19 protein-coding genes are annotated in these 26,426 nt (G+C 52.9%); 10 read left to right on the forward strand and 9 right to left on the reverse strand.

Annotation, left to right across the window (positions count from 1 at the left end):
* Positions 1 to 794: 794 nt before the first annotated feature.
* Entirely contained in the window at positions 795 to 2,321 is a 1,527-nt protein-coding gene (trpE, locus tag Pr1d_RS00075; RefSeq protein WP_148071595.1) for an anthranilate synthase component I, read from the reverse strand.
* Positions 2,322 to 2,875: 554 nt separating this feature from the next.
* The gene (locus Pr1d_RS26175; protein WP_238476744.1) at positions 2,876 to 3,055 is read right to left on the reverse strand and encodes a hypothetical protein; all 180 of its coding nucleotides are present in this window, start codon (positions 3,053 to 3,055) and stop codon (positions 2,876 to 2,878) included.
* On the opposite strand from Pr1d_RS26175, the gene Pr1d_RS26440 reads away from it, so the two are divergent.
* Both Pr1d_RS26440 and Pr1d_RS00085 read left to right on the forward strand, forming a co-directional pair.
* Positions 3,044 to 3,265, forward strand: coding sequence for a UvrB/UvrC motif-containing protein (locus tag Pr1d_RS26440; RefSeq protein WP_261343819.1), 222 nt, complete (start codon positions 3,044 to 3,046; stop codon positions 3,263 to 3,265). The genes Pr1d_RS26175 and Pr1d_RS26440 overlap by 12 nt on opposite strands.
* 149 nt (positions 3,266 to 3,414) lie before the next feature.
* Positions 3,415 to 4,503 carry a protein arginine kinase gene (locus Pr1d_RS00085; protein ID WP_148071596.1) on the forward strand — a complete coding sequence of 363 codons (1,089 nt, stop codon included), beginning with the start codon at positions 3,415 to 3,417 and terminating at the stop codon, positions 4,501 to 4,503.
* 14 nt (positions 4,504 to 4,517) lie between these two features.
* On the opposite strand, the gene Pr1d_RS00090 is transcribed toward Pr1d_RS00085, so the two are convergent.
* Both Pr1d_RS00090 and Pr1d_RS00095 read right to left on the reverse strand, forming a co-directional pair.
* A complete protein-coding gene (locus Pr1d_RS00090; RefSeq protein WP_148071597.1) occupies positions 4,518 to 5,321 on the reverse strand; it encodes a polyphosphate kinase 2 family protein in 804 nt (267 codons plus the stop codon).
* Between the two features lie 71 nt (positions 5,322 to 5,392).
* Positions 5,393 to 5,575 carry a CPXCG motif-containing cysteine-rich protein gene (locus Pr1d_RS00095; RefSeq protein WP_148071598.1) on the reverse strand — a complete coding sequence of 61 codons (183 nt, stop codon included), beginning with the start codon at positions 5,573 to 5,575 and terminating at the stop codon, positions 5,393 to 5,395.
* An 85-nt stretch (positions 5,576 to 5,660) separates the two neighbouring features.
* Here Pr1d_RS00095 and Pr1d_RS00100 point away from each other — a divergent pair, with 85 nt between their 5' ends.
* From Pr1d_RS00100 to Pr1d_RS00120, 5 genes are all read left to right on the forward strand, one after another.
* Positions 5,661 to 7,085, forward strand: coding sequence for a vitamin K epoxide reductase family protein (locus Pr1d_RS00100; protein WP_148071599.1), 1,425 nt, complete (start codon positions 5,661 to 5,663; stop codon positions 7,083 to 7,085).
* 1,302 nt (positions 7,086 to 8,387) lie between these two features.
* Positions 8,388 to 11,324, forward strand: coding sequence for a beta strand repeat-containing protein (locus Pr1d_RS00105; protein ID WP_148071600.1), 2,937 nt, complete (start codon positions 8,388 to 8,390; stop codon positions 11,322 to 11,324).
* Between the two features lie 213 nt (positions 11,325 to 11,537).
* A complete protein-coding gene (locus Pr1d_RS00110) occupies positions 11,538 to 12,524 on the forward strand; it encodes an HDOD domain-containing protein (protein ID WP_148071601.1) in 987 nt (328 codons plus the stop codon).
* 99 nt (positions 12,525 to 12,623) lie between these two features.
* A complete protein-coding gene (locus Pr1d_RS00115; protein WP_148071602.1) occupies positions 12,624 to 13,046 on the forward strand; it encodes a hypothetical protein in 423 nt (140 codons plus the stop codon).
* A 22-nt stretch (positions 13,047 to 13,068) separates the two neighbouring features.
* Positions 13,069 to 14,076, forward strand: coding sequence for an isocitrate/isopropylmalate dehydrogenase family protein (locus Pr1d_RS00120; RefSeq protein WP_148071603.1), 1,008 nt, complete (start codon positions 13,069 to 13,071; stop codon positions 14,074 to 14,076).
* Between the two features lie 63 nt (positions 14,077 to 14,139).
* Here the strand turns inward: Pr1d_RS00120 and gltX are convergent, their stop codons facing one another.
* Positions 14,140 to 15,711 (reverse strand): glutamate--tRNA ligase, encoded by a 1,572-nt coding sequence (gltX, locus tag Pr1d_RS00125; RefSeq protein WP_148071604.1) that lies wholly within the window; start codon positions 15,709 to 15,711, stop codon positions 14,140 to 14,142.
* Between the two features lie 186 nt (positions 15,712 to 15,897).
* Positions 15,898 to 16,929 carry a hypothetical protein gene (locus Pr1d_RS00130; RefSeq protein ID WP_148071605.1) on the reverse strand — a complete coding sequence of 344 codons (1,032 nt, stop codon included), beginning with the start codon at positions 16,927 to 16,929 and terminating at the stop codon, positions 15,898 to 15,900.
* A 468-nt stretch (positions 16,930 to 17,397) separates the two neighbouring features.
* Between Pr1d_RS00130 and Pr1d_RS00135 the strand changes: the two genes are divergently transcribed.
* The 3 genes from Pr1d_RS00135 to Pr1d_RS00145 all read left to right on the forward strand — a co-directional run bounded on the left by Pr1d_RS00135 (position 17,398) and on the right by Pr1d_RS00145 (position 22,249).
* Positions 17,398 to 19,677, forward strand: a complete 2,280-nt coding sequence (locus Pr1d_RS00135; protein ID WP_148071606.1) for a diguanylate cyclase domain-containing protein — start codon at positions 17,398 to 17,400, stop codon at positions 19,675 to 19,677.
* A gap of 668 nt (positions 19,678 to 20,345) precedes the next feature.
* Positions 20,346 to 20,957, forward strand: a complete 612-nt coding sequence (locus Pr1d_RS00140; protein ID WP_148071607.1) for a superoxide dismutase — start codon at positions 20,346 to 20,348, stop codon at positions 20,955 to 20,957.
* A gap of 407 nt (positions 20,958 to 21,364) precedes the next feature.
* On the forward strand, positions 21,365 to 22,249 hold the full coding sequence (locus Pr1d_RS00145) for a hypothetical protein (protein ID WP_148071608.1): 885 nt from the start codon (positions 21,365 to 21,367) through the stop codon (positions 22,247 to 22,249).
* Between the two features lie 104 nt (positions 22,250 to 22,353).
* On the opposite strand, the gene Pr1d_RS00150 is transcribed toward Pr1d_RS00145, so the two are convergent.
* The 3 genes from Pr1d_RS00150 to Pr1d_RS00160 form a co-directional block, all read right to left on the reverse strand.
* Positions 22,354 to 22,677 (reverse strand): DUF6793 family protein, encoded by a 324-nt coding sequence (locus Pr1d_RS00150; protein WP_148071609.1) that lies wholly within the window; start codon positions 22,675 to 22,677, stop codon positions 22,354 to 22,356.
* 343 nt (positions 22,678 to 23,020) lie between these two features.
* A complete protein-coding gene (locus Pr1d_RS00155; RefSeq protein WP_148071610.1) occupies positions 23,021 to 23,920 on the reverse strand; it encodes a GGDEF domain-containing protein in 900 nt (299 codons plus the stop codon).
* 370 nt (positions 23,921 to 24,290) lie between these two features.
* Positions 24,291 to 26,339, reverse strand: a complete 2,049-nt coding sequence (locus Pr1d_RS00160) for a hypothetical protein (RefSeq protein WP_148071611.1) — start codon at positions 26,337 to 26,339, stop codon at positions 24,291 to 24,293.
* Between the last annotated feature and the right edge of the window lie 87 nt (positions 26,340 to 26,426).

Here is a 26,426-nt window from a genome sequence, read left to right on the forward strand (position 1 = left end):
ACTGGAATCGGCTCTCCATCTTGGCAAGCACACTAAAACTCAAGAAGAAGTAGTTCACGCTTTCTGACTAGCGCCGAGCATCTAAGTAACTACTGCCAAAGTGGCACAAAAACAGTGTCTAACCTCCAGTCACCTATTCCTTATAATAGGGTTCGCAGCAAGAACTGTGAGTTCTTTGACAACTGAGAATAAGAGTCGAGGGCTGAGAGACGAGAGTCTAGAGCCAGAGACTCGGAAACCGAGAGCGCATCCACAGCGTTGCCGCTAGAGATCCGTCAGTAGGTTTTTGGCGGCCAAATGCTCGCTGGATTTCACTTTTTTGCCCCAAGGAGAAGAATTTTGTTTTCAAAATTATTTGAAAAACTCAATAAAACCAGGGGAAAATCAAGAAAATGGGTTTAGTTTTGTATTTTGTTTTTTAGTTGCCGATAAAAGCAACCCGGTAAGCATGCCGTCGCCGTGCGCAGGATTGCGATAAGTTCGTTCACTTTTCGCAAGTTGCGATCGTCCGGCGGACGCTTCACGGGATAAGTATCTATCTGCTTGCCGAAGTTCACGTGGCCTTTGACTACAACCAAATAATATTGAACAGGAGGAAACCGAGGCAACGGAGAAAAATCGAAAGGAGAGAAGTGCACTAATGTTTTCTAACTAAATTAGCTCCGATCGGTGAGGATGAGTGTTGCGATTTTACACTCTCCCTCCGTTCTCTCAGTTTCCTCCTGTTTCCTATCTTGATTGCGGCTGGGGTGCCTCGCTTTGATCATAAGATTAGTGCAGATGAGAGAAGATTACTAATTCATTAACCGCTGCTGAGTAATCTCAATGGCTTTCAACAAGCCCTGTGCCTTGTTGAGTGTTTCCTGGTACTCCGTTTCCGGCACACTGTCGGCGACGATGCCCGCACCTGCCTGGATGTAGGCTTTGTTATTGTGAATCACCACGGTGCGGAGCGCGATGCAGGTATCCATGTTGCCGGCGAAATCAATGTATCCCACTGCGCCGGCATAGGGACCGCGACGGGTGGGCTCGATCTCGTCGATGATTTCCATGGCTCGCACCTTGGGAGCCCCAGAGACCGTGCCCGCCGGCAAGCAGGCAGCCAGTGCATCAAAGGCATCGCATTCTTCTCGCAACTGACCCGTTACATTCGACGTGATGTGCATCACGTGGCTGTAGCGCTCGATCACCATGACGTCGGAGATCTCGACCGAACCAAACTTCGCCACACGTCCCACATCATTGCGGCCCAGATCGACGAGCATTACATGCTCGGCACACTCTTTGGGGTCTGCCAGCAATTCTTCACCTAGCCGCTGATCTTCAACGTCGTCCTGTCCTCGCTTTCTCGTGCCCGCCAAGGGTCGGACGGTCACCTTGTTATCGACCACACGAACCATGATTTCGGGAGAACTTCCTACGAGTGTTACTTCGGGAGTGCGCAGATAAAACATGAAGGGACTAGGATTCACAACACGCAACGTTCGGTAGAGTTCGAAAGGAGGCGATTGAAATTCGGCTTCCATTCGCTGGCTGATGACTACCTGGAAAATGTCTCCAGCGCGAATGTATTCGACGCATTTTCGCACGGCATCTTCATACTCACTTTGAGTGAAATTCGAGGAGCAATTGAGTGAACTTCCACCGTCGGAGTTTATGTCCGCAAGTTGCAGCGATTCCTGTTGGGATTCCAACCGCTCAACGATCTTGTCAACACGTTTTCCAGCCTTGTCGTAAGCTTGACGAAGCGCCTCGGGATCTTTATTCGATACCTCCGCCAAGGCGAGTACGATAACCGTTTTCTGCACATGATCGAACACAACCAAAGAATCAAAGAGAGCAAACCACAGGTCGGGCAGTTGACGATCATCCTGAGGAGCGTTAGGTAGGTCTTCTACATACCGCACTGTGTCGTACCCTGCATACCCAATGGCACCCCCGATGAACGGTGGCAGCTGCTCCGGATGGGCAACCCTCATGGCATCGACGTGTTCTCGCAGAGCTTCAAAGGGATTCTCTGAAGTGATGGCCTGCGTTTCCCACTCTGGTTCGCCCGCCGAGTTGTCACCTCGGGAAGCAATGGCAACCTGTTTCCCATAGGCCTTGATCCACTTGAATGGATCGCTCGCTACGAAGGAATAGCGTCCCACCTTTTCACCACCAATGACACTTTCGAACAAACATGCCGCATCAGTCAAATCAAGCCGCTGAAAAGCCTGAACGGGTGTTAAGGCGTCACTTAGTAGCCTGCGAAATACGGGGACATAGTCAGCGCTTGCAGCGAGTTGAGAAAAGCGGTCGAATCCAGGTGCGTAACTCATCGTGCCAAGATGTCCTCACAGACGGTGCCAAGAACCTTACATGGATCAATTTGAGAGCCAGCTTATCAGTTGCCTCTACCCCTCACAACTGTCGTTCTGTGAGAGGCTGGAGGGCTCCAACTAATTGATGGGTAAGTACTTAGGTGTTCTACGGTTCTCTTGACACCACCCGTAACACAGCTAGAATCCCCATACTTTAATAGGGGGATTCTCTGACAGACTCTCACCGAGAGCGGCGATGCTCATACCTGGTGGCAGACACGCAAGGATTCTCCTAAGTTCGACCTTGCCCCAGGCGCACACTCTGGAATGATTCCAAAAGAGAGTATACTGCAAGTCAGAGGCTGAATCTGATACCGAATTCTCCTTTAACAAGCCAATTCGTGAGTTGAACTATGCTGAAGTGCCAAAAGTGCGATCGACAAGCTACGTTTCACATAACCGACCTGATTGATGGTAAGCCAAAAGAACTCCATCTGTGTGAAGATTGCGCGCAGAATTTCTTGACTCCTAGCGAAGAAGATACATCGGATGTCATGCCGGCGATGGCAGGCCTATTGGCCCAGCATCTTGCCGTTGGGGAAACTGCCGATCAATTGGCGCGCCTCGACCAGATGCGTTGCCCAGTTTGTTCGATCACTTTTCTCGAGTTCCGTAAGCAGGGGAGGCTCGGCTGTCCCCATGATTATGAATTCTTCGCTGATGAACTTGAGCCTCTTTTGATGAACATCCATGATCAAACTCATCACATTGGGAAGGTTCCCAAGAGATGCCCTAAGGGAGCGGACCAACAAACCCAGCTCATTCGATTACGGCGCGAAATGAAAGAGGCGATTTCTTCCGAAAACTATGAGAGGGCGTCCCAAATTAGAGACGAAATTCGGGCCATCGAAACTCAAGCACAATCCCCTGAAAACGGTGGAGAAAAGGAAGAGTCAGACTAATTACGGCGATTGATATGCCACCCCCGTCAATCTCCCCCTCACAAGCTTAGAGTAATTGGATAGAATTGGGTTAGCCAGAACTGAAATATGAGACGGCTCAACCTAGTGCCTAAGCCGTTGCAGCAATCCTTGACGAGAAGCCAGAAAAAATGGAATTGAACGAACTGACCAATGCGAGCGGCGAATGGCTACGTGGGGCTGGCCCAGAGTCGGATATTGTTATCAGCAGTCGTATTCGGTTAGCCCGCAATCTAGCAGACTTTCCCTTTCTCTCTCGGGCTACAGAGGCTGATCGAGCTGCTATCGAACAGATTTTGCAAGATACGATTTCCAAATTAATCGAGGAGAAGAAACTCGATCCGAACACGTTGTACATCAAGGTCGGTGACATAGACCAACTTGATCGAATGTTTCTCGTAGAAAGACAGCTTATTAGCCGAGAGCTGGCAGATGCGACTGGGGCTCGTTCCGTAGTGATCGATCCCCAGGAAAGATACAGCGTCATGATCAACGAAGAGGATCATGTCCGCCTGCAAGTCATGCAGAGCGGATTGAACCTTCAGGCTGCCTGGGAACAGGTCAATCGTTTGGACGACTTAATCGAAGAGCATGTAGTCTATGCCTTCAGTGACAGGCTGGGGTACCTCACGGCTTGCCCCACCAATGTTGGTACAGGAATCCGCGTGAGCGTCATGCTCCACCTACCTGCCTTGGTGATTACCAGACAGATCGAAAAAGTATTCAAGAGTTTACAAAAGATCAGCCTGGCGGTGCGGGGACTCTATGGAGAAGGCTCCCAAGCGATGGGCGACTTCTATCAAATCAGCAATCAAATCACCTTGGGACTGACCGAAGAGGAATTGATCGCCAAAGTTGCCGATATTGTGCCTGTCCTCATCGATTACGAACGTCAGGCTCGTGACTTTTTGATCCGGGAGAGCCACGAAACCCTCCACGATCGCGTGAGTCGGGCGTTTGGCATTCTGCGCACTGCCCAGACAATTAGCTCAGAGGAAACCATGCACTTGCTTTCGAGTGTGCGGATGGGCCTGAACCTGGGACTTATCAGTGATTTGCAGATTCCTACTATCAACAAACTGTTTGTACATACCCAACCTGCTCATTTACAGAAACTCGCGGGCAACGATCTCGATTCAGCTGCTCGCAATATCGAACGGGCTACTTATTTGCGCCGCCACCTCGATGGGAATAAGCCTAACGGTCCGACCCAGAACTAGTCGATCAGCCTGAGCTATTCCACAACGATACCATCCAAGCCAGGTTCGCTTGGTGGCACTTGAGGATTCATTTTCTCCAGTGCTTCACGCAAGATGCCGCTCACTACCATGTTGCGATACCACTTGCGGTCAGACGGAACGATGTGCCAGGGGGCGTGCTTGGTATTGCACAAAGTCAACGCATCCTCATAAGCTCGTTGATACTCATCCCACAATTTGCGTTCCGCTAAATCTCCCATGCTAAACTTCCAACGTTTCTTGGGATTGTCCAGTCGTGCTTGCAATCTTTCTCGCTGCTCTTCCTTGCTAATATGCAGATAGCACTTGACGATAGTCACCTTGCCTTCAACAAGCAATTGTTCAAATTCATTGATCCGCTCGTAGCGAGACTTCCATTCCTCTTTTGGCACCAAGTTGTGAACACGTACAACCAAAACATCTCCGTAATGCGAGCGATTGAAGATACCTATCTCACCTCTTGGTGGAACCGCTTTGTGAATTCGCCAAAGAAAGTCGTGGTCGAGTTCAGCTTGGCTGGGCTGTTTGAATGAGGTAATGTGGCAGCTCTGAGGGTTGATACCCGTCATTACTGTGCGAATCGTGCCGTCTTTTCCTGCGGTGTCCATTCCCTGAAGAACCAAAAGTAAGGCTCGTTGATTCTCGGCATACAACTTATATGCGAGTTCACCGCTAATGGCCGTGTTTTCTTCGATCTGCTTGGCTGCAGATTTCTTTTTCCAATCTCCCGCGACGAATCTGGCGTCGAAATCTTTGAGATGAATCTTTGTACCAGGTGATACTGTCAGTGGTTGAGACATAGGTTCGTTTCTCACATGCTGATGGAATGGCCGTGATCGTTTAGGAGTCGAGATCTTACCTTGCTGCTTTTCTATTCTAATTCACTTGAAATGATAATGTGTCCCGCTGGTTCAACTTCGATCCGAATCAAATTGGGATGGCAGCAGACGGGACAATCCTCGACATACTCCTGCCTGGTTCCTTGAGAAGGATCGAACGGGATGACAATTTCTTCCCCGCAACTACCACAAATATAGCTCAGATCGTCGTCCATTCTGCTTCTCGCAAGGATTCTAGGGGCCAAGGATTGTGCTAGAATTAAGGATTAAGTGACTTCCACTCCAAAAGCGGGAAACGGCGTGAGCGACCATTCTATCATTTCAAATTTCGTTTCAAACAATCGCAAGGCGCTGGCAGTCATAGTCACCGTCCTGGCGATGTTTGCTCTTGGCATCTCATCCTATCTGACATGGGTTACCTGGAACCAGTCCTCGATTGCTGGCTGTTCGGGCAGTTCCTTGGCAGGCTGTGATGAAGTGCTTGACAGTGTCTGGTCGAAGTGGCTAGGAATTCCTGTCAGTCTATTTGGCTCACTCGTGTATGCCGGGATTCTGACACTCTGCTGGCCAGGTATCTTGCATCCCAGAAGTTGGGCGGCATTGGGTCTCATGGCATTGGCCCTTGTTGCCGCTGGATCTGGTGTCTGGTTCTTTGGAGTACAGTTCCTCCTAATAGGGCACTATTGTTTCTATTGTCTCTCCGTGCATATCTGCGGGCTACTGATCTCGATCGTTGCCTATTTCGCTTTGAACGATTCTGCTCCAGTTCAAGACTACGATCAAATGCGATCCTTGTTGGGTGTCGATTTCGACGCTTCAGAACCAACTGAATCAACAAGACTCACGAACTTTCAACCCTTGATTGCATCTGGAATTGCGGTAGTAGGTTTGCTTTTCCTCATTGGGGGGCAACTGCTTTTCGCACCGTCTACTATGAAATTCGTCGCCAACGTAGACAATGCGAAACTTGTTGATGCACAACAGAAAGATGACATAGAAGAAGCAGAGGACACGCCGGAGTTCACTGTCGAATTGGACTCCGATAGTGAAACTCCCGAAGCCAAATCTCCTGCTCCCACGACCGACGAAACTAGATCGACGTCTCCCGGTAGGTCCAAGCCGCGTTATCTCACTTTGCAATCGTTGGGAAAACGCGTGGAAGTCACCAATGAGCCGACGCTGGGCGATCCGCACGCAGAGCAGGTTTTGGTCGAACTGCTTGACTACACCTGCCCTCATTGCCGAAAGATGCATCCTTATATTCACCAAGCTGCCGAGCGCTATGGAGAGGATATCTGCTTCGCGATCTATCATGTCCCTTTGAGTCGCCACTGCAATCCTCATGTAAAGATGGATCAGAGCTTACATCGCACGGCGTGCGACTACGCGAAACTGGCCATCAGTGTCTGGAAGCTGAATCCGGCAAAGTTCGCTGAGTTTCACAACTACTTAATGGAAGGCGAAAAAGCACCTGCCGTCTACAAGGCACGCAATAAGGCGATGGAACTTGTGGGAAACGAGATACTACTCGACAAATCACTCGAGATTGATGCCAATCGCCGGGTCAAGCAGCATGTCGATGAAATGAAGAAACTCGAAACCGGCTTGCCGGTTCTTGTTTCAGAGAAGGGGGTTATTAAAGGTGTCCCCAACGATGAAACTAAATGGTTCGGGTTCTTCGAGAATACCTTGGGCCTTGAGCCCCAAACTGCTGAAGTTGAATGACCGGCATTTTCGGGTTTTTTCCATTTTCTACGAACCTTGGTAGGGTCGCGCGACTCTCTGGAATTAGTTGCTAAGCAAAAATACTGGCCTCTGACAATTGATATTGCTTGACGGGCCGGTTTCGTGATTATAATGCAACTATGGGTCGTGCGACCGCAGCACGACGGGCCCTAACTGGCCGCCGAGTGTCCTCTGGCAGGGCGCTTAGCCGCCGCAAACTTGTGAGAAAGGAGGTGGTTCTTTGAACGATTATCATATAAGCCAGTGGGGTGGTGCAAACCGTTGACCGCCGGCGGGTTGTCTAACGGAGGCAGCCACCACCTGCTTGTGAGTGCCCGCCTTGCTCACTTCCGAGCTAAGGCCTGTTCTCTAAGCAAAAACTATGAACCCGGTCACCCGAGTGGTGGCCGGGTTTCTTTTTTGATCTCAGCTTGTCTCGCAACATAAGGGACTGGTGTTGAGGGCAGAATCGAAGACGCGCTTCGCTGCGCCGGGGCTCCGCGGCGCGGCTAACGGAGACTCTTGTGCGCGGTTCGGCGAGAGCTGCCGGTTCTTCCAGACGAGTTGCGAAAAGTGAAGGAAGTTATCTCAATCTTGCGCACTGCGACGGCATGCTTGCCGAGTTCCTTTTATCGGTAACTAAAAAACAAAATACAAAACTAAACCCATTTTCTTGATTTTCCCCTGGTTCTATCGAGTTTGTCAAATAATTTTGAAAACAAAACTCTTGTCCTTGGGGACAAAAAGCGGAATCCCTCAAGCATTTGGCCGCCAAAAACCTACCGACGGATCTCTAGCGACGTCGCTGCTAGTGCGCTCTCTGCTCTCAACTCATTTTCTCTATTTTCAATGATCGTGTGCTATGGAGTGCAACGGACATTATAAGAAAATGGTGACTGGAGGTTAGAGATTAGTTTTGGCCATCGAGTAGATTTCGCGGGGCAGTCATCTCGCTTGTCAATCATAAGATTCACAGGCTGTAAGCCTGCGTCACGGCATAGTTCAGATGTCATGCGCCTGTGGGGATTGGTATACCATCCCGCCATTAGGCGACAAAGGGCTGGATTTCGCAGAAATTGGTAGGAATTCGGCACTGGTCGTGTTAATATCGGACCAATCCAGTGCTGCTGGAGGCTCAACACTAATCGCCAGTTCTCACACGACGTGACTGATGCTTCACACCCGGAGTTCTCGCAGCGAACAGCCCACACTCAGATTTTCACCATTGGTCGTTGGCCGCACGGGAGGCGGTTCACGCCACTTCAATCGTTTCCCCCCAAGAAATAGCAGGAAGATTGCACCATGAATCACCACCACTCGTACGTCGCCATTGGGATCCTCATCTGTTCGCTCTTCACTTTTAGTGTCGCTCTGGCTCGAGGCCAGTCGGCCTACTTCTCGCTGGAGGGCGACATCAATGTGCCGCTTGACGAGTACGATGCGTTGTTCGATCTGACGCGCACTGTCGGCAGCGGCGAGGACCTGCGGTTCCGCGCTTATACGCAGGTGGGCGGAGTGAACAGCGCGGGTGATGTGATCCCCAGTTCGGGCTTCGACGCGCAACTATCTTTGTTCGATAGTGCCAACGCGCTCCGCGGACAGGATCGTACGTCTGCTGGTCCAGACGCACTGCTGTCTTGGCCAGGCATCACGGTCGTCGGGACCCCACTGAACCCCAACCCGCTCCCGGCGGACAATTACCGTCTGAACCTTCTTGCCGGCCCATCCGGACCACCGGTGGGCCCGTTTGCGGTGGATCTGATCGGCCCGGCGGACGCGATTGTTTTCACAGGCGGCACGCCTATCAATAACGCAACGCTTACTTCGCTGAAATTCGGCAGCACGGGAGGCGGAACGGCGACTTACCGGCTCGCGGCAGACGCGAACAACACGGGTACCCTCGAATCACAAGCCGGTGGAGTGATCGAGGGGAACGGCGCCAACGGGTTGGGATTCAGTACTGGAGCCCAAGGGCGTAAAATCACTTCATCTAGTGAACTCCTGTCAAGTGTTGGTTCTCTTTGGAATCTGAGAGGCGGCACGGGAGGGCAATTTGCTGCTGGTGGAAGGGGTGGGGCAATCGTCGTGGAGGGTGGGATTGCCGTACTCGGGGGGGATGGGGACCTGCGAGGTGGAACACAAGGTCCCGGATCTTCTTCCTCGGCAGGAGGAGTGGGGGGGTCGATCAGTCTATCAAACAGCGACGTTACGATCTCGGGCGCATTTGACCTCAGTGGGAGCCGTTTCAGTGCGGGAGGATCCGTTTCGGTCGCCACCGGCACGGCCGTTTTGTCGGGCGACTTTGTTCAGGTCGGTGGTGTCGGAACCCAGCAAAGAGAGGCCGGCGTGGGCGGATCGCTGACGGTCTCTGGTGGAACCGTCGATCTGTCCGGCACCTTCGACTTGACGGGTGGCCGGGGTGGGAATGCCGGAGCTACCGGAGGGGATGCGGCCCAGGGGGGAAATGTCTCTATCTCTGGAGGGCTCGCCACCCTTACCGGGTCCGTCACTCTCGATGGGGGTGTGGGTGGCAATGCGAACACTACCGGAGGCGATGGCGGGCGAGGCGGAACCGTGTCGGTCTCTGCCGGTGAGTTCCTATTGCATGGAGGAAACATCTCCCTGGCTGGTGGTGTTGGCGGCAGCGCAATTTTCCCCGGCACTACCGGCGCCAACGGCAGCGTCAATGTCACCGGCGGCACGTTCTCGCTAAATAGTGGGGAGATCCTGGGTCGAACCGGAGCTGCCTCGGCCGATCCACTCACGCTTAGCAACGCCTCGCTGAATGTTTCGGATACGGGCTTAGTCCAGGTCCTGAATGACGTGACGATGAGCAACGGCGCAGCGCTCAACGTGACAGCGGGCGGTCTCGTCGACGCTACGCCGGCACAGGCTGCGGCCGGCGTGGCCGGGACCAGCGGCAAAACGCTGAAATCTAACGGCCAGATCACCAACACCGACGGTTCGATCCGCTACGACGGCGGCGACGGCGGACTCATCCCCCCCGGCCTTTTCAACTCCGGTGGGATTGGCGGCGACGGCGGGATGCTCACTGCGACCGGCGGCGGCATCACACTCGGCGGGATCGGCTCGATGAGCTTCGACGGCGGTGACGGCGGCGGCCTGGGCGCCTGCTGCGACAACTACGGCGGCACCGGCGGCGCAGGCGGCACCCTCAACCTCAGCAGTACCACCGTGATCCTTGACGCTCAGAGCAGCCTAAAGGCCAATGGCGGCGACGGCGGCGGCGGTGACACATTCGGCGACGGCATCGGCGGCTTGGGTGGCACGATCCAGCTCAACAGCGGGTCGATCACCCAGAACGGCTCGTCCGTGGTGCTGCTCAATGGCGGCAACGCCGGCCTGGGCTCCGGCTCACCCGGCAACGTCGGCGGCGATGGCGGCACGTTGAATGTGCTTGGCGGCAGCTACACAATTACCGATAGCGCCACGCTCGACCTGCGGGGCGGGCTGGGTACCGGCGGCAACGCCGATGGCGCTCACGGCCTGATCGACGTCACGAGTGGGACGTTCGCCATGAACGGCGGTGACGTTTTTGCCGGCACGATCCAGCACCCCGGCACGGGCAATTTTGATTTCAATGGTGGCACACTCACTGCGGAGACGTTCAATGGCGTACTTGTTCAGGATGGTGGCACGCTCTTGATCGGTGGCTCGCCAGGAACAATGACCGTCTCGCAGGACTACATGATCAACGCCGGTTCCGTGGAGATCGAACTCTTTGCCGGTGGAGTTACACCCACGGCGGGGGTCGACTTCGATCAACTCACGGCCGACACCGCCACGCTGGGCGGTAGTTTGGAACTTGTGATCGATAGTGGCTACTCGCCAAGTCTCGGGCACATGTTTCCCATTCTCACCACGACCGGTGGAGTGACGGGTACCTTTGCCAATGTCAATGGCGCTTATTTGGGCGCCGGACTCGGATTCGACGTGCAGTACAACGCTAACGATGTGACGCTTGAAGTCATCAACGTTCTCCTTGGCGACTTCGACGTCGACGGCGATGTCGATGGTCGTGATTTTCTTGTTTGGCAGCGTGATCCGAGCATTGGAAACCTCACCGATTGGCAGGCGAACTACGGCATGGTCGCGCCGCTCTCGGCGAATGCAGCTGCGGTGCCGGAACCGAGTGGGCTCTTGTTGCTTGGGTGGCTCCTGGTGTGTGGCTGGTGGGGAGGGAGGAACGCGCTCTGCTGCGCTCCGCATCGCGGCTAACAATGGCGCTCCGTGTCGCGGCTAACAATGGGGGCGAAACGTCTAGAGAAGTGGGTCTCGGTTCTTTCGTAGTAATCCATACAGCCAGACCACGTTGGCCGGAGTGTGAGCTAAAGTTGCATTAGCTCGTAGTTTGCGACCGGCGGTCGCAAGCCTGTGGTTATTGCACCTTCGCGACCAGCGGTCGCGGCTTTTTTTGGAAAGAGAAGTCCCATGTCTAACTTGGCCCTGGAGACGTCAGACTCTATTGATCACTTGCTTGGCCGGTTGGACAAGTTGCACTCGTCTCCCGCGGTTGCGCTGCAGGTGATGGAGATCACGCGCGATCCCGATTTTGAATTTCACGACGTCAAGCGGTGTCTGGAAAATGATCCGGCTCTGACGGCTGCGGTTTTGCGGTTGGTGAACTCGTCTTATTACGGTTTGCCGCGCAAGATTACGGCTGTTCAAGAAGCGATGGCGTACTTGGGTCGGCGTTCGCTGCGATTGTCGGTGCTGGGATTCGGGCTCGTGAAGGCGCTGGCCAATGGGTGCCCGAAGACTTTTCACGAGAACTATTGGAGGCGTTCGCTGAGTATGGCCGTGGCGGCCCGAAAACTTGCAGAGCGTTGTGACAAACGCGAAGTGCATGCTGATTCGGTATTTGCCGCAGGGCTGTTGGCCGATCTGGGGATGATGGCGATGGCACAAATCGAAACCGCCAAGTACCTGGAGACTTGCGCAAACTCCGATCATCTGGTCACACAGCTCCAACGTGAAGAGGAAGACTTTGGTTTCACTCACGTGGATGTGGGTGTGCGATTGCTTACCCGGTGGCAATTGCCAGAGGAATTGGTGGTGGCCGTTTCTCAGCATCATCACTGCCCGGCATCTGCAGACAAAATGAGTCAGATACTCAAAGTGGCGAGCGTATTGGCTGAGGTGCTATGGACTGCCGACAGCCCTCACATGCGGATCTTGCTTCCCCTGTTGAAAACTCGATTTGATCTCGATCTGGATGACCTCATTTCGCTTGCCACGGAGTGCAAGGAAGCCGTGAAAGAAAGTGTGGAAGTCTTCCAGGTGCGGATCGATGGCGAAATCGACGTCGAAGCAATCGAGCGCGAAGCCCAAGTGATATTCCAAGCCGCCGTCTTCGAAACGGCTGTCGACCTGGATAGTCTGGAGGCTTTGCTGGCCGAAGAAAATGGGCAAGTTTGATCGACTTTCCGTAGGGTCGCTTGCCGAACTGCCTCCTGAGCGATAGGCTCACGTTCTGCTGAAACTTTCTATCAGCGATGTCTATGCGAGGAGTACCCGGTGGAAGAGGGAGCAGATGGGGAGGCCGCTTTAGAGGCCCAACAGATGCTGCTGGAAAGCAGTTTAGAGCTGGCGTTTCAAACGTATGATGCCGTGCGCGAGAAAATGCGCGATCCCGTGTTGTTTCTGCTCGATTGTGAAGACGCGGTTGGCGGAGAGATCGCCCGCAGTTGGTTGGGGGACGACACGGTGGACGAAGCTATAGCCGCCCAACGCTCCGACGGCGATACGGAAAAGACTACCATCTTTCTTTGTGCGTTTCCTTATCTAAAATGTCGTTCGGAGGTCCCGGCGGTATTTGCCTATTTAGCACCAGTGTTTGAGGGTAATGCGCCGGCGGACGGATTCTTGGCGATCGCGGTTACGAGTGGCGGGGCTTCGGCGCTGACAGTCCCGTTTGATGCACGTGATGCAGCGTGGTGAAAATTTATCTAGAAAGTCGTTTATGAGTTATTCTGTAGTCTCGATTGCTGGTGATGGAATTGGACCCGAGGTTTGTGCAGCTGCGAAGGCGATTCTCGATGCGAGTGGCGTGGCCATTGACTGGCGAGAGGCAGTGGCAGGGCAGGGGGCCTTTGAAACGGTAGGTGATCCACTTCCCGAAGCAACGCTGGATGCCGTTAGATCGGCTGATGCAACACTCAAGGGACCAACGGCGACGGCCTCCGGGGCCGGTTTCCGCAGCGTCAATGTCGCTCTGCGGCAAAAGCTGAATTTGTTTGCCAACTTCCGCCCTGCTCGATCACTCCCTGGTGTCGTTACTCGATTCGAAGATGTTGATCTGATCGTGATCCGCGAAAACACGGAAGGACTCTACAGCGGGCTGGAGCATACCGTGGTGCCAGGGGTTGTTGAGAGTTTGCGAATTATTACCAAGGTTGCGTCGGAGCGAATTGCACGGTTTGCGTTCCAAACGGCTCGTCGGCAGGATCGCAAACGCGTGACCTGTGTCCACAAGGCAAATATTCTGAAGCTCAGCGACGGGTTGTTCTTACAGACTTGCCAGGAAGTTGCCGAGGAGTTCAGCGACATCGAATTCGATGACTGCATCGTGGACGCGGCGGCTATGAAGTTAGTTAGTAATCCCCATGTATTTGACGTACTCGTGATGGAAAATTTATTCGGTGATATTCTATCCGACCTGACCAGCGGACTTGTAGGCGGCCTGGGGGTGACGCCTAGTGCCAATGTTGGCGAAAAGCTGGCGGTGTTTGAGGCAGTCCATGGCACAGCCCCCGATATTGCAGGCAAGGGATTGGCGAATCCGACTGCACTCGTGTTGAGCGGTGTGTTGATGTTGCGTTTTCTTGGTGAGAAGACAGCGGCGGACGCAGTGGAAAATGCAGTCCGCGGCGTGCTAGCCGAAGGAAAGACGCTGACGGGTGATTTGGGGGGTAATGCCTCGACGAGCGAGTATACTAACGCGGTAATCTCGCGGCTTGAGGCGAATTGATATATTAGCCCTCATCGGTAGGCGAGGGATGCTTGAGGTTCAACCATGGCCTTCCGGCCACGGCTATGAGGTTGAAATCTGTTGCAAGACTCGGTCAATGCGAGCGAGGCTACGCTCTTGGCCAAGAATGGCTAGTGTCTCGAAGAGTCCGAAACCCACAGGTTTGCCCGTGATCGCAACGCGGACCGCGTGGACGATCTCGACGATCTTGATTCCTTTCTCTGCGACGAATTCCTTCAATGTTTCTTCGAGCGTCGCGGCCTCGAATGTTTCTACGCTGGCTAGATGATCACGGAACTCGGCCAAGAGCTGAGGCGAATTTTCCGCTTTGCGGAGTCGCTTGTCGAGAGTTTTCTCATCGTATTCGAGCTTGTCGTCAGCGACGAAGAAATCATCGTAATCGAGAATGTCTCCCGCGACTTTGATCCGGTCGCCAGCAGCCTCGCAGATTTGACTGAGGTAAGGACCGGTATCACACGGCGGCGGGTTTTTGATGTAGCCGGCTGCTTGCAGAAAGGGCAACACCCTCGCAACCTTTTGCTTGAGGGGCAATTTCTGCATCGCGCGATCTTGAAAAGCAACCAGCTTCTGCGGATCGAAGCTTGCCGGAGCCTTGTTAACTCGTTCAAGCGAAAAATGTTTGATCATCTCGTCGCGGGTAAACTCTTCGGTTTTGTCGTCGAGAGACCAACCTAAGAGCAAAAGGTAGTTGAGAATCGCGTCGGGCAAAAAACCAATTTGCTCGTAGAAATCGACAATGACTGGGTTGAAGACTTCGCTGTCCACTGAGAGATGCATCCGTTCGGCAATTCGTTCGCCGTGGGACTTGAGTTGGGCAAAGTCCTTGTTCTTGAGGTATTTGTCCAGCTTGCGTTTGCTGAGTTTGTGTTTGCTACCTGGTTCTGCCACATAGGGCAGATGGGCATACTCGGGGAGCGAGTAGCCGAGCGATTGGGCGATGTATATCTGCCGAGGGGTGTTAGAGAGGTGCTCCTCGGCGCGGATGACGTGCGTGATTTGCATGTCGTTGTCATCGACCACCGATGCGAGATGATACAGGCAGCTACCATCGGCACGCTGGATAACATGGTCCTGTTCGTTGGACCAGGGAAAGCGAACTTCTCCGCGGATCAGATCTTGATGGATTAACTCCCCTTCGCGAGGCATTTTTAGGCGGACAACTGCCTGGCGGCCTTCAGCAGCGAACTGCTGCGCTTGCTCGATGGATTCCGCCATCCAGCGACGACTATAGGTGAACTGTTCCCCTGCTTGTTGTGCCGCTTCCCGTTCTGCCTGAATTTCCTCGGTCGTGGCGAAATCGCGATATGCTGCGCCAGAAGCCAATAGCGATTCGACCGCAGCTTGATACTTGTCACTGCGTTCGGATTGGTAGTAGGGTCCATAAGGGCCGCCTACTTCGGGACCTTCGTCCCAATCAAGCCCCAGCCACCGAAAACCTTCAAGGATTGGCTGGAGGGCGGCTTCAACATTGCGTTGCTGATCTGTGTCGTCAACTCTCAGCACAAATTGCCCGCCGTGGGCGCGTGCAAAGAGCCAATTGAACAAGGCTGTGCGGACCCCGCCGATGTGGAGATAACCTGTCGGGCTGGGTGCAAAACGTGTGCGAACCGTCATGGAACCTACGAGGGAAAGTGGTGAAAGGTTTGCGTCGTTCCCAGCTATGCGTGAAATCAGAGGGCATGCACAAACTCTGGGTTCCCACCTGCGCGGGAATGACGTTGGCAGCAGAGACTACTATCCCCGAAGCGACGGAGTCCTGAAAGGGGACGACAGGATTTTTCTTGATAAGCCCTGCGTTTTTCAGGCAGCTCTATGGCGTTGCTGTTTGCGGAGACGCTTGCGTTCTGCCTTCGAGAGGGGGCGATCGTAGTCGTCTTCGGGTTGGCTGCCATCGATCCACGCCGACTCGGAATCCTCCTCAGCTTCGTCGTGGGATTCGTTGGCCACAGCAGTATTTGAAGCACTAGCCGCCACCACGATTTTGCTCTCAGGCGCATCGTGCTCGATCAATCCTTGTACGTCGAGAACGACATACCTGGCAGTCAGTAGGCACCCCATCAGCGAGAGCAAGAATCCTGCTAGAGGCAGTGAGCGAGTGATCGTCCCAGCCCAAAGCGAGTTCTCGATTGGAATCCATCCTGCAGCAAGTCCACCGGCAATCAGAAAGCACGTCATTGCCAACAGAAACACGGTCATCGCTGTTCGACATTCAGCGGCATCAATTACCAACTTTGAGAATACGTAACCGCCGATAAGCAACACCGGTAGCAACCACCATCCTGAATCGTTGCTCAAGAGATGCCAACCCGTGCTGTGGCCCAACATCTGCCCGACAACTGGATGAATCGCGAGTACACAGTTGGCACTGAGTATGACAGATAGCCAACTCACCATCCGCCAAACACGATAACGGCCACTCAGATCGTCGATGCGATGCCGTTTCAATAGGTAGACTACATGCGCACAGGCTGCGGTAAGGAGCAGCGATGCCGCCGAAGTCCAGGCAATCAACCGAGACGAAAACACCTCTGCAAGATTGATGTCGACTCCCTGGGGAATGAAAGCCGAGATCTTTGCGGCGTGGTGGGCAACCATTTCTGCAAGAATCCCCAAGAATGCTCCGGCTGCGATTAGCAGTCCGAAAACGCGAGCCCTACGTGGAATATAGTCAGTAATCTGAGGGTGGTTCTCTATGTTCGCACCCCCACCATAGCGAGGTGTATCGCCCGGGATCCGGTCAGACTCTTGAATGTTGTAGGCAACACTCACGGAGGATTGGTCTTCATTGAGGACGCGTCGAAGTCGTCCCAAGCGTGCGTTATTTCGTGCCATCGTGCCGCTTTGCTGAATTGGATTCGGTGTTTCAACCGGTCAGTTCGAGTTTGCCCAGCTAATTCGTAGCCGGCTTTGATATCTGTCCGCCTGCCTTTTTGAGTGCTAGCTAGGAATCGTAGTTAGCGCATAGCCAGCCAACACTCGACTAGCTTCCGTACAATCGGAATCGGCATTTTGACCGCACCATTCGCTATGAACGTTCGTCAAACCGCTTTGTAACGGTTGGGTAAAATCTATAAATGGCTGCTACCAGCGAGTCAGAAGCAAACTACAGGACTCCCCAGGGGAAACCGGGCAATCCGATTGTAGGGGTTGTGCGCCTAGGTGATTGGTGACCGTGCCAAGTCCCTGGACTTAAATCAGGAGGTCCAAAAATAACCTAGCCTTAAAGAGGAAATCGGAGGGGTGTCACCTGCGTAATCTGGCAGCCGGTATTCCGAATCAAACTGCACATGCATTGATCCTATGTCTGAATCAAATACTGAAATTCAAGAACCTCCAGTTCCTGAAGTATCGCAAGCCAAGTCATCCAGATTGACGTCGACCGAGTCGCGAGTGGCTGAAATCAGCTCCCTCCTGCGCGCGTTGGAAGATGTGGCAGGCGGCAGCGGCTTGGTAAAGCACAATGAAGATGTGAAACCCCATCCGACCGCACGCCATGAAAATAAGCTGGTGCAAGTTCGACTAGGAATGGCAAGCGGGTTGTTCACCGCTTTGCGCCAAAAGCACCCTCAGACGGCCGAGCATTCTTTGCGAGTTTCACTAGGATGCAGTTCTTGGGCGCTCTATGCGGGATTGGACGAAGCCACGAGAGACATTATCGAAGTGGCTGCTCTACTTCACGACATTGGGAAGATCGGCGTCCCCGATTCGATTCTAACTAAATCAAGCCGCCTCACACCAGAAGAAGAATCGCTGGTACGAAAGCAATGCCGACAGGGGAGTTCCATCGTAGCAGAATGCTGTGGTTCGACTGAAGTATTGCAAGCGATCATGCATTCGACCTCACGCTTTGACGGCGGCGACGATGAACAAGCGCTCCGTGGCGAGGGAATTCCGCTGGCAGCGAGAATGATTGCCATTGTCGATGCCTTCGATTCGATGACAACCGATCAAGTCTATCGTGATGCTTGGAGTCGCGATCGTGCCCTACAGGAACTCTTTGAGCACTCCGGTACACAATTTGATTCCGTGCTAGTCAAGCAATTCCAAGAAGTACTCTCAGAACACCATGATGTGCTGACTGAGCGTGTCGCAACACGATGGCTCAATGAACTAAATAATACGCAGGATGAACTGCCCTGGGATGCTGTCCAGAATGCAGAGTCTCCAGTGCCAACCAAACAAGGTTCAGCCTCCGAAAACTCTGGACGATCGCTCTTCGAGCAAAAGCTCATTGAAGCGATGCGGGACGGAGTGGTATTCGTCGACGTTCAGGCCAAGATTACTCTTTGGAACAAGGGTGCCGAGCAAATCACTGGCATCAGTCGAGGCGCTGCCACGGGGCGAACATTTGCACCGAGCTTGCTAGAAATGTGTAGTCACGGCAAACGACGCATCCATGATGGTTCGTGTCCCGTTGCGCGAGTACTGCGTACAAGTTCTCAGATTCGGCAGCGGTTGATGATTTTGGGTCGTCAAGGAAAATTGGTACCGATCGACTTGCACGCCATTCCCGTGATAGGACGTGATGGTGCCATTCTTGGTGCGACGATTCTTTTACACGATGCCCAGTCTGAAGCAACTCTGGAAGAAAAATGCGAAGCTTTGCATGCCGAAGTCACGCGAGATCCGCTTACCAAAGTGGCAAATCGAGCAGAATTTGACCGAATGCAAGCTTTGTTCATTGAAGCGCACGAGCAGGCGCATCACCCTTGTAGCCTCATTATGATCGATATCGATCACTTCAAGTCAATCAATGACACCCATGGCCATCAGGCGGGCGACGAAGCGATCATCACGGTTGCCGGTCTCCTCTCTTCGATGTGTCGAACGGGTGACCTTGTTGCCCGATATGGCGGGGAAGAATTCGCGGTGTTGTGTGCCGACTGTAACAATGCCCATGCAGCACGTCGCGCGGAAGAAATTCGCCGCAAACTAGCAGAAACATCCCATTCGCAACTAGGCGACAAAAAGATAACTGCCAGTTTTGGCGTGACAGAATTGCAAGCAGGTGACAACTCGGAAACGATGCTGCGTCGTGCGGACCGAGCTCTGTTGATGGCGAAGGAGCAAGGTCGAAATCAAGTCGTACAACTGGGGAACGGCATGGAAAAACAACCGACAAAGAAAAAATGGTGGTGGTTGGGTAGGTTTTCAGGGAAACCTGTTATCGAGACCTCTCTTTCGACGGCAGTACCTATCGATATTGCGATTGCCAAGCTTCGTGGGTTCGTTTCCGACCACCAGGCGAAAATAGTTTCTACGAAGGAAAATACCGTCGAACTGGAAATCGCCAGTTCAAAGGTTTCTTGCGATCGCCGCAGAGGAGACCGTAATATTGACTACCGCATCGAACTGGAGTTTAGCGAACAGCGCGTCATGAGGACGAACAATCTTGGTTTCGCAGCGGGAGAATATACCTCGACAAATATCGAAGTGGCTGTGCGACCGCGTAGTACGAGTAATCGTCGTAGCGGCGACGTGGCTGATCGTGCGCAAATGATACTTCAAAGTGTAAAGGCCTATTTGATGGCGAAAGAGGAACACGAGTTGATTGAAGAGTCTCAACTTCTTGTTCTGTAAGAATTCAAAGCAATTAGCTGCCAGCTGTTAGTCAGAGATCGATAGGCTTTCTGGCAGTTGCAATGCATATTTAACTAAGGGCAATGCCATGCGTGATGACATTCGAGAAACGATGAATTGGAAAGGGAGGAGACCCCGGACCGAATCGCGAAATCAAAACCGACCCCCTCTCTCCCAACACACGAAGTTGCGATCCGTTGCCCCAGAGAAGCCTTCTGTTGATGCCTTGGACGCCGCCTTTGAAGACGTTGATTTGAACTCTGAATATACGCTGCACAAGAGAGTAGATCGCGGTTCTACCAACACAGATTCCAAGGAATCAATCGTCGAGAGACTTTCCTTGCAACTCTCAGCACTTGAAGCCCAGTGCCACCATCTGCAAGGACTGTTAAGTTCGGCTGGTAGGACTGATAGTTAAGTGGACCGAGGTGCGACAAAATTGCGCGGCTCTCGTCTTGCCTGAAGCCGACATATCTTGCTCAGTCTGTTGATACCGGAAGCTGATGTATCCGGCTCGACTTTCTATGGGCCGATTGCCCAACCGGATTCAGTCCGTTATGCTGCTGATTGAGCGGATGGCCCGGGAATCATCAGATCTGGCGACATTCTTTCCCGGCGCTTCGCAGTGTGAATATAACGCAACTCAATCCTATGAGGAGGAATCTAAAATGGCCTACACTCTCCCCGATTTACCGTATCCTAACAACGCACTGGAGCCTCATATCGATGCCAAGACGATGGAGATCCACCACGACAAACACCACAATGCCTACGTGACTAATGTCAACGCCGCTTTGGAAGGGGCAGGGGTTGCTGAGATGTCAATCGAAGACTTGTGTCGCAAGATCGACACCGTGCCTGAGAACATCCGAACGGCCGTGCGAAATAACGGCGGTGGGCATGCCAATCACTCTCTATTTTGGACCGTCATGTGCCCCAAGGGGGGCGGCGAACCTTCTGGAGCGATTGGTGAAGCCATCACTAGTGAACTGGGTGGATTCGCGGCCTTTAAAGAAGCCTTCAGCAAGGCTGCAGCCACACGCTTCGGCAGCGGCTGGGCCTGGCTGAGTGTTACTCCGGCTGGCAAGTTGATCGTCGAAAGCACTCCAAATCAGGACAACCCCTACATGAGTGGCAACACGCCGATCTTGGGATTGGATGTCTGGGAACATGCCTATTATCTTCACTACCAGAATCGTCGTCCTGATTACGTTGCCGCCTTCTTCAACGTGATCGATTGGAAGGCCGTCGACGAACGATACGACAAGGCAAAAGGCTGAGGAAAAGGCGAATTGCTAGCACTGCCAATGAATAGCACCCACACATGCATGCATTGCTCAACCCTTCGTAGGGTGCATTGCAGTCATGTGCCGGGTGCTGTTTTTCTAGGCAAGCGAAGACGATGCAACTGACATTGACCCTCTAAAGAGGGCCTCTATAATCCCCGCTCGCTAGCGGAGCGCAAATCCGTCGGCGAAAATCGTCATAAACTTCTCCTGAATCGAGGAATTTTAGTAAGCAGGTTTGCTCAAGCTTGCCGACAAGAGAATAAGTAGGGATTATTCCGCCGCTGAGTAATTATCGCTTAATGCGGGATAGCGAAACCCTGATACCTGACTTCTATATTATCTTTACTCAATAGAAGCGTAGGGAAGCAAACTAAATCATAGACTGGGGCACGGATGCCATGCGAGTAAGAATACTTACTGTCAGCTTAGCGGTAGTTATTGGATGTGCAGCGCTAGGTTGCAAGTCAGCACCCAAAATGGCTTGGTGGAGTTCGTCCAAGGACGCCGCCAAGGTCGAGTCGACTGCAGTGGCACATGCCGCCCCTCAGCTTCCTTCAGAAATCGCTAAGCAAGCCGAAAGCATGAATTCTGCCGATCCAGTGCAGATATCAACAGCACCGGCGTTTAAGTCGAACGCCAATGCAGCGGCGTCCGGTGCTACCGAAGCGGCACCGCCGTTTGTTGCATCGGCGGGAGCTTATCCGAGTACCGGAGCCCAAAGCTACGTGCCAACGACTACCAGTCCTGCGGCTTCAACCGCTACGACGATGACTGCCTCCTCAAGCGGATTGCCGTATAATCCCAACGCGGTGCCTGCAGCGAAGTCGGCACCAAGCGCTCAGTCCCTAGCAGATTCATCTGCTACACCGTCAAGCAATGCTCCTCTTGCAGACCGCTATGGCAACTCCTATTCGCAGAGTTCCGAACCAACCGCTCCAACGACCAGCGGAGCCGTTCCAAATTTCAGCGCTCCCGCGAACACCATGGCAACAGCCTCGACGAGTTCAGCTTCCAATGGTTTAGGAGACCGGTATTCTATGTCGAGCACACCGAAGTCGGCTTCACCTGTGACGAGTCCTTCTAGTGAACCACAGCAAGTGCAAACTGCGTCGGCTATCGCTTCGGCTGAACCCTATCGTCCTGGGGGAACTGGCACCTATCCAGCCATAGCAGCTACAAACGCGAGATATGAAGTGGCCACACGTCCAACATCACCAACGAGCAGCGACTCGTCGGTACCCAATGTGGCTTACCCGAGTACTAGCACCAACCAGTATCGGTAATACAACAGGCTGAATTGAATGTCCAATTCCCAATGACCAAGAGGTGAACTGACCAACAATTTGCTGGACATTGGGATTAGCTCTTTGGGGCAATTGCTTTCTTGCTACCAGCCCATGACCATGTTGGACTCGATTACTTTACGTGCTTGTTCAAGATCGACTCCCGTCTCGTGCATATAGAGTCGAATAGCATGAACTTTGTCCCCCTCTGCCTTAGACAGGCAATCTCTCGCGGTGTGACAAACATCAAGTGAACCGGAAAGCCCCAAGGCGCTCTTGGAGATCACCCAAGTATCACGCGGCCGCTTGGTCATGCGAAGGACCGAATCATTGGGATAGGCATCGGTCACGACAGCCGACGCCTCGTCGTTGTCTTGTGCCCAGGTGATGATGATGTGACTATCCGTTTCGACCTCAAAGAGTGGCATGACAATCTCCTTTCTGACGGTTGTGGTTAAGAATTCAGAATCTGGTAATCCGTTCCAAACGAATTCATACCACCTTTGCCAATTGATGCCCCAAAGCTGGGAGCCCTTAGCATCGGTGTCATGAAAACCGATTCAGTTGACCAGCAAGGCAATGCCCGTCCTCGCTGGAGCCTTCAGAGAGTAAGTCTAGATGATAGAGCAGGTGAGCGTCAACTAATTGAACGAATCCCGCATTTTCTGGCCCTTTGAGACACCGAAATCCTGCACGGTTCAGATCCCCTGCGCCAAGTACGCGGTTGTACCAAAGTCTACCCGCGTGCTGCTTGCAGGGGGCCGTTAAAAACTAGCAAACCCCGGCTGTTTCCGGAAGCACACTCAGTTCGTGTGGGCGGATGGATTTGCCCGTATGCTGATACAGGCAGCTTTTGCCATCGCTGCGTGCACTGTAGAGTGCCGAATCGGCGCGGGAAAGCAACTTGCTCGTGGTGTCGTCGCTTTGGACTTCTACGATGCCACCATAGAGGGTAAGCGATATTTCAGATAATACTAACTTTAGTAGCCTCTCGCTAAACACCGTGGCACCTGGCAGGCTCGTGTGAGGCATCACGACGACAAACTCATCGCTGCCATAGCGGGCGACGATGTCTGTGTCTCTTGCGGAGTGTTCAAGTAGGCTGGCAAATTGGCACAAGCTGTCTGTATCAATTTCACCTTGCTCGCTCTGTACGCTAAAAATAGTTACGGCAAACCGACGAGAAGACTCGGTATGATTGGCCAATAAGAATTCAAGTTGTTCTTCCATCGCCCGTCGATTTCGTAATCCCGTTTCACGATCAGTTCGCGAACCTGCAAATAAGGTCAACTGATTGGAATGTCTACGTAGCTCGTCATAGGCCAGCGATAAGTTGCTCGCCAATTTCATCGTGGGATTTAGCAGCGATTCAGCTTCCCGACCTAAGGCCAACCAGCCTTCTGTATGATCGCTTTGCTCCAACCGGCCCAAACGTTGTTGAAAGTGGTTGATCGTTGACTGATGTTGGGCCACTTCTTCTCGAATTCGACCGGCAACGCCTTGCAACTCACGAGCAATCCGGGTAGCTCGAGAAAGCTCGCTCGCAAGCTGGGCATCGGTTGTACTAGCTGCTTGGCCGCGGGTACGGCTACCAAACAGATAGCCAATCAGTGCTACGGCAGCCAAGGCAACTGTATCCGCCAGAATTACTTCGATACTTGCGATTGGCATCACGCTTCAGTCCTATTAAAGAATTGGGGCACTGCGATGCAGTGGAAGTTCGTTCAGGTCGTACCGCGACTAGCGATTCCTCTCATACAGAGAAATCCAAATGCTGAGCAAATTCCCAGGACCACCATCCATTCGACTTTGGTTAGCGTCGAAAACCAAGCCCAAGTTTCGTTGAGCATCTGAAACACCCAGTGCTTAGCTTGATGTATCATTTCCATTTCAAAGACCTCGAGTTAGGGTAACAATGCACCGCGTTTTTCTTCTCAAGAATAGGTTAGAATTGCTTCGCAGGACTCCTTACGGATTTACGTCACAAGCCAATGCAAATCCGGAGCACCTCACTAACCCATACGACTGGGATAACCCTCGATCATCGAATACCAGGGTAGGTACTGAGGGTGTCGTCCACTGCATAAGGAGGTGGTAGTTTCGGTTCCAACACCTGATTCTCATCGATGGCGGCTGAGGGCGATGCTTCGCTACGTTCTGCGTGCATAAAGGAGTCGACCAAATCCTGTGGCACGATATAGCCGACGGCAAGCCAATCGTCAGTTGCCTGAACTCCAACCAGTTCCAGCGAGTTCATTGGCCCGGTGGCCCCTCCCTCGGGAATAACGACACCTCCCCCATCAAGAATGGGCGCAAAGAAGGCATTTAGTTTCTTTTCCAATAGCTCGCGATGGTGCGTATCAAGTTGAGTATCGAGCTCAACATTTCCCTCACGTTCAAGAAAATAATCGCCAAATTCGTTCTGCTGAAGGTGGTAGCGTACTGTGGCTTGGGTTTTAGCGGTAAAGCGATCCCCATCCACTTCCAAGGCAGCAATATTCAACTTAATACGGAAGAGATTCGCCTCGGGGATTTCCATTTCCAAGGGTCGAGGTTGATCAGCGATGATCGCCCACCGCTTGGCGCGGGCATGAACCATCAAGTCAAGTGGCAAAGTAGGCTGCAGCACTTTGGCATACTTCATGAAGTATTCGTCCGTGAACATCTTGCCTGCCATGATCGTTTCGAGCAGATTATTGATGAAAGATACATGCATCTGACCCACAACGTCGGCTTGCGGAAAACTTTCAGGACAAGGGTGGGCAGCCCCAAATTGTTCACGACGACCTTCGTAAATATTAACTGTGACATCCCTATCGGACGACTGAGTACTTGCAAAGACTGGCGCGGCCCCTTCGCGAACGACAGGAGCAAATACCTCGCTAAATTGCCCCATAGTAGAACGCATGCGGGAGATTTCGGAGCGTATATCGTCAATCGCCACGCCAACGCGTTCATCCATTTCTAGTTTCAGAAGGTTTATCGTTTTCTCGCGGGACCGCTTGTCGATCATGGCCCGCGACTCCGGTTCGTTGACGCGACGGTTGCCGATGCGCTGCACAATCCTGCGATCCGCAGAAACGTTGTTGATACTCGTGCGAACACGTGGCTCAACGGCGGTGGGCTGGACAACAATGCCCTCAGGGCCAAAGGTGACCGGTGTGTAGGCCGAGACAGGCCCCATCGTGTGGATGTTGAAGGAAACTGGCCCTGCAGTCGCATGACAGTGTGAATTAACATCGCCTTGATAGGCGATGTTTAGTTCCGCAAGCTGAGAGTTGGGCACAAGCTCTAAAGCAATCTCGCCTTTGGTATGTGCGGTTCCCCGCACGTGGACCGTCCGAGATCTTTGGAATGGGCGAGTCGTAGGTGTTTGGCCGGTATCACTTACTTCAAGACTATGTTCCACGCCAGTGTCTTGGGTCGACATGATGCGATGTATGAGAGGCTTGGAAACAACCAGTTGCAAGTTTGGGTGAGAAAGCGCCGACCGTAATTCAGCGGTTTCTACAGGAAGCTGGCGGGTTCTTTCCAACCAACCGAGTGTGCGCCCCAATGCAGCGGCATTCGCGTCGCTGGGATCAGCCCAAAGAGCTTGTGATTGCTCGCGAGCCAAAGCGACTTTTTCTAAGAATTCACGGTGTAGATTCGGGTGCGAAAGTGTGTATGCGGCATCGAGATAGGCATCCGTTGCAGAACGTAGTTCGGCAAAGAATGGATATTCGGTTCCTTTGCGATTAGAATACATCCATCTCCGCGAAAGTTCGATCTCGGAAACATTGACGGAGGCTAAGGAGCCCAGATTCCTTTTCAATTGATCCCAGTGAAAATGGTTTTTCCACGGCTCGGCATAACCAGGGCCTTGAGCGTCCAACATTGCACCGACTCGGTCAAGTTCTGAACGAAGCGATTCTTGAGTTTCATAGAACCACACTTCTGAGGGCTGTACAAAGCGAGACTCGGCATCTAGTAGGACTGAAGCTGGATTAGCCTTTGACTGTGCCACGTCAAGAGTTGCAGAGATAGACTCGCTGGCAAGTCCAAGCAGCAAGAGGCAGGGCAGCCACCGTGTGGTAGTTTGATAAATCATTGGAAGTGTCCAGGATGTCAGTCAAAGTGGTGATTTTTTTAAACTAGTATTGCTGAGCAGGTGTGTGTTTTTACTGATTCCTGTGTA

It is taken from the genome of Bythopirellula goksoeyrii, from assembly GCF_008065115.1.
GTDB classification, from domain to species: domain Bacteria; phylum Planctomycetota; class Planctomycetia; order Pirellulales; family Lacipirellulaceae; genus Bythopirellula; species Bythopirellula goksoeyrii.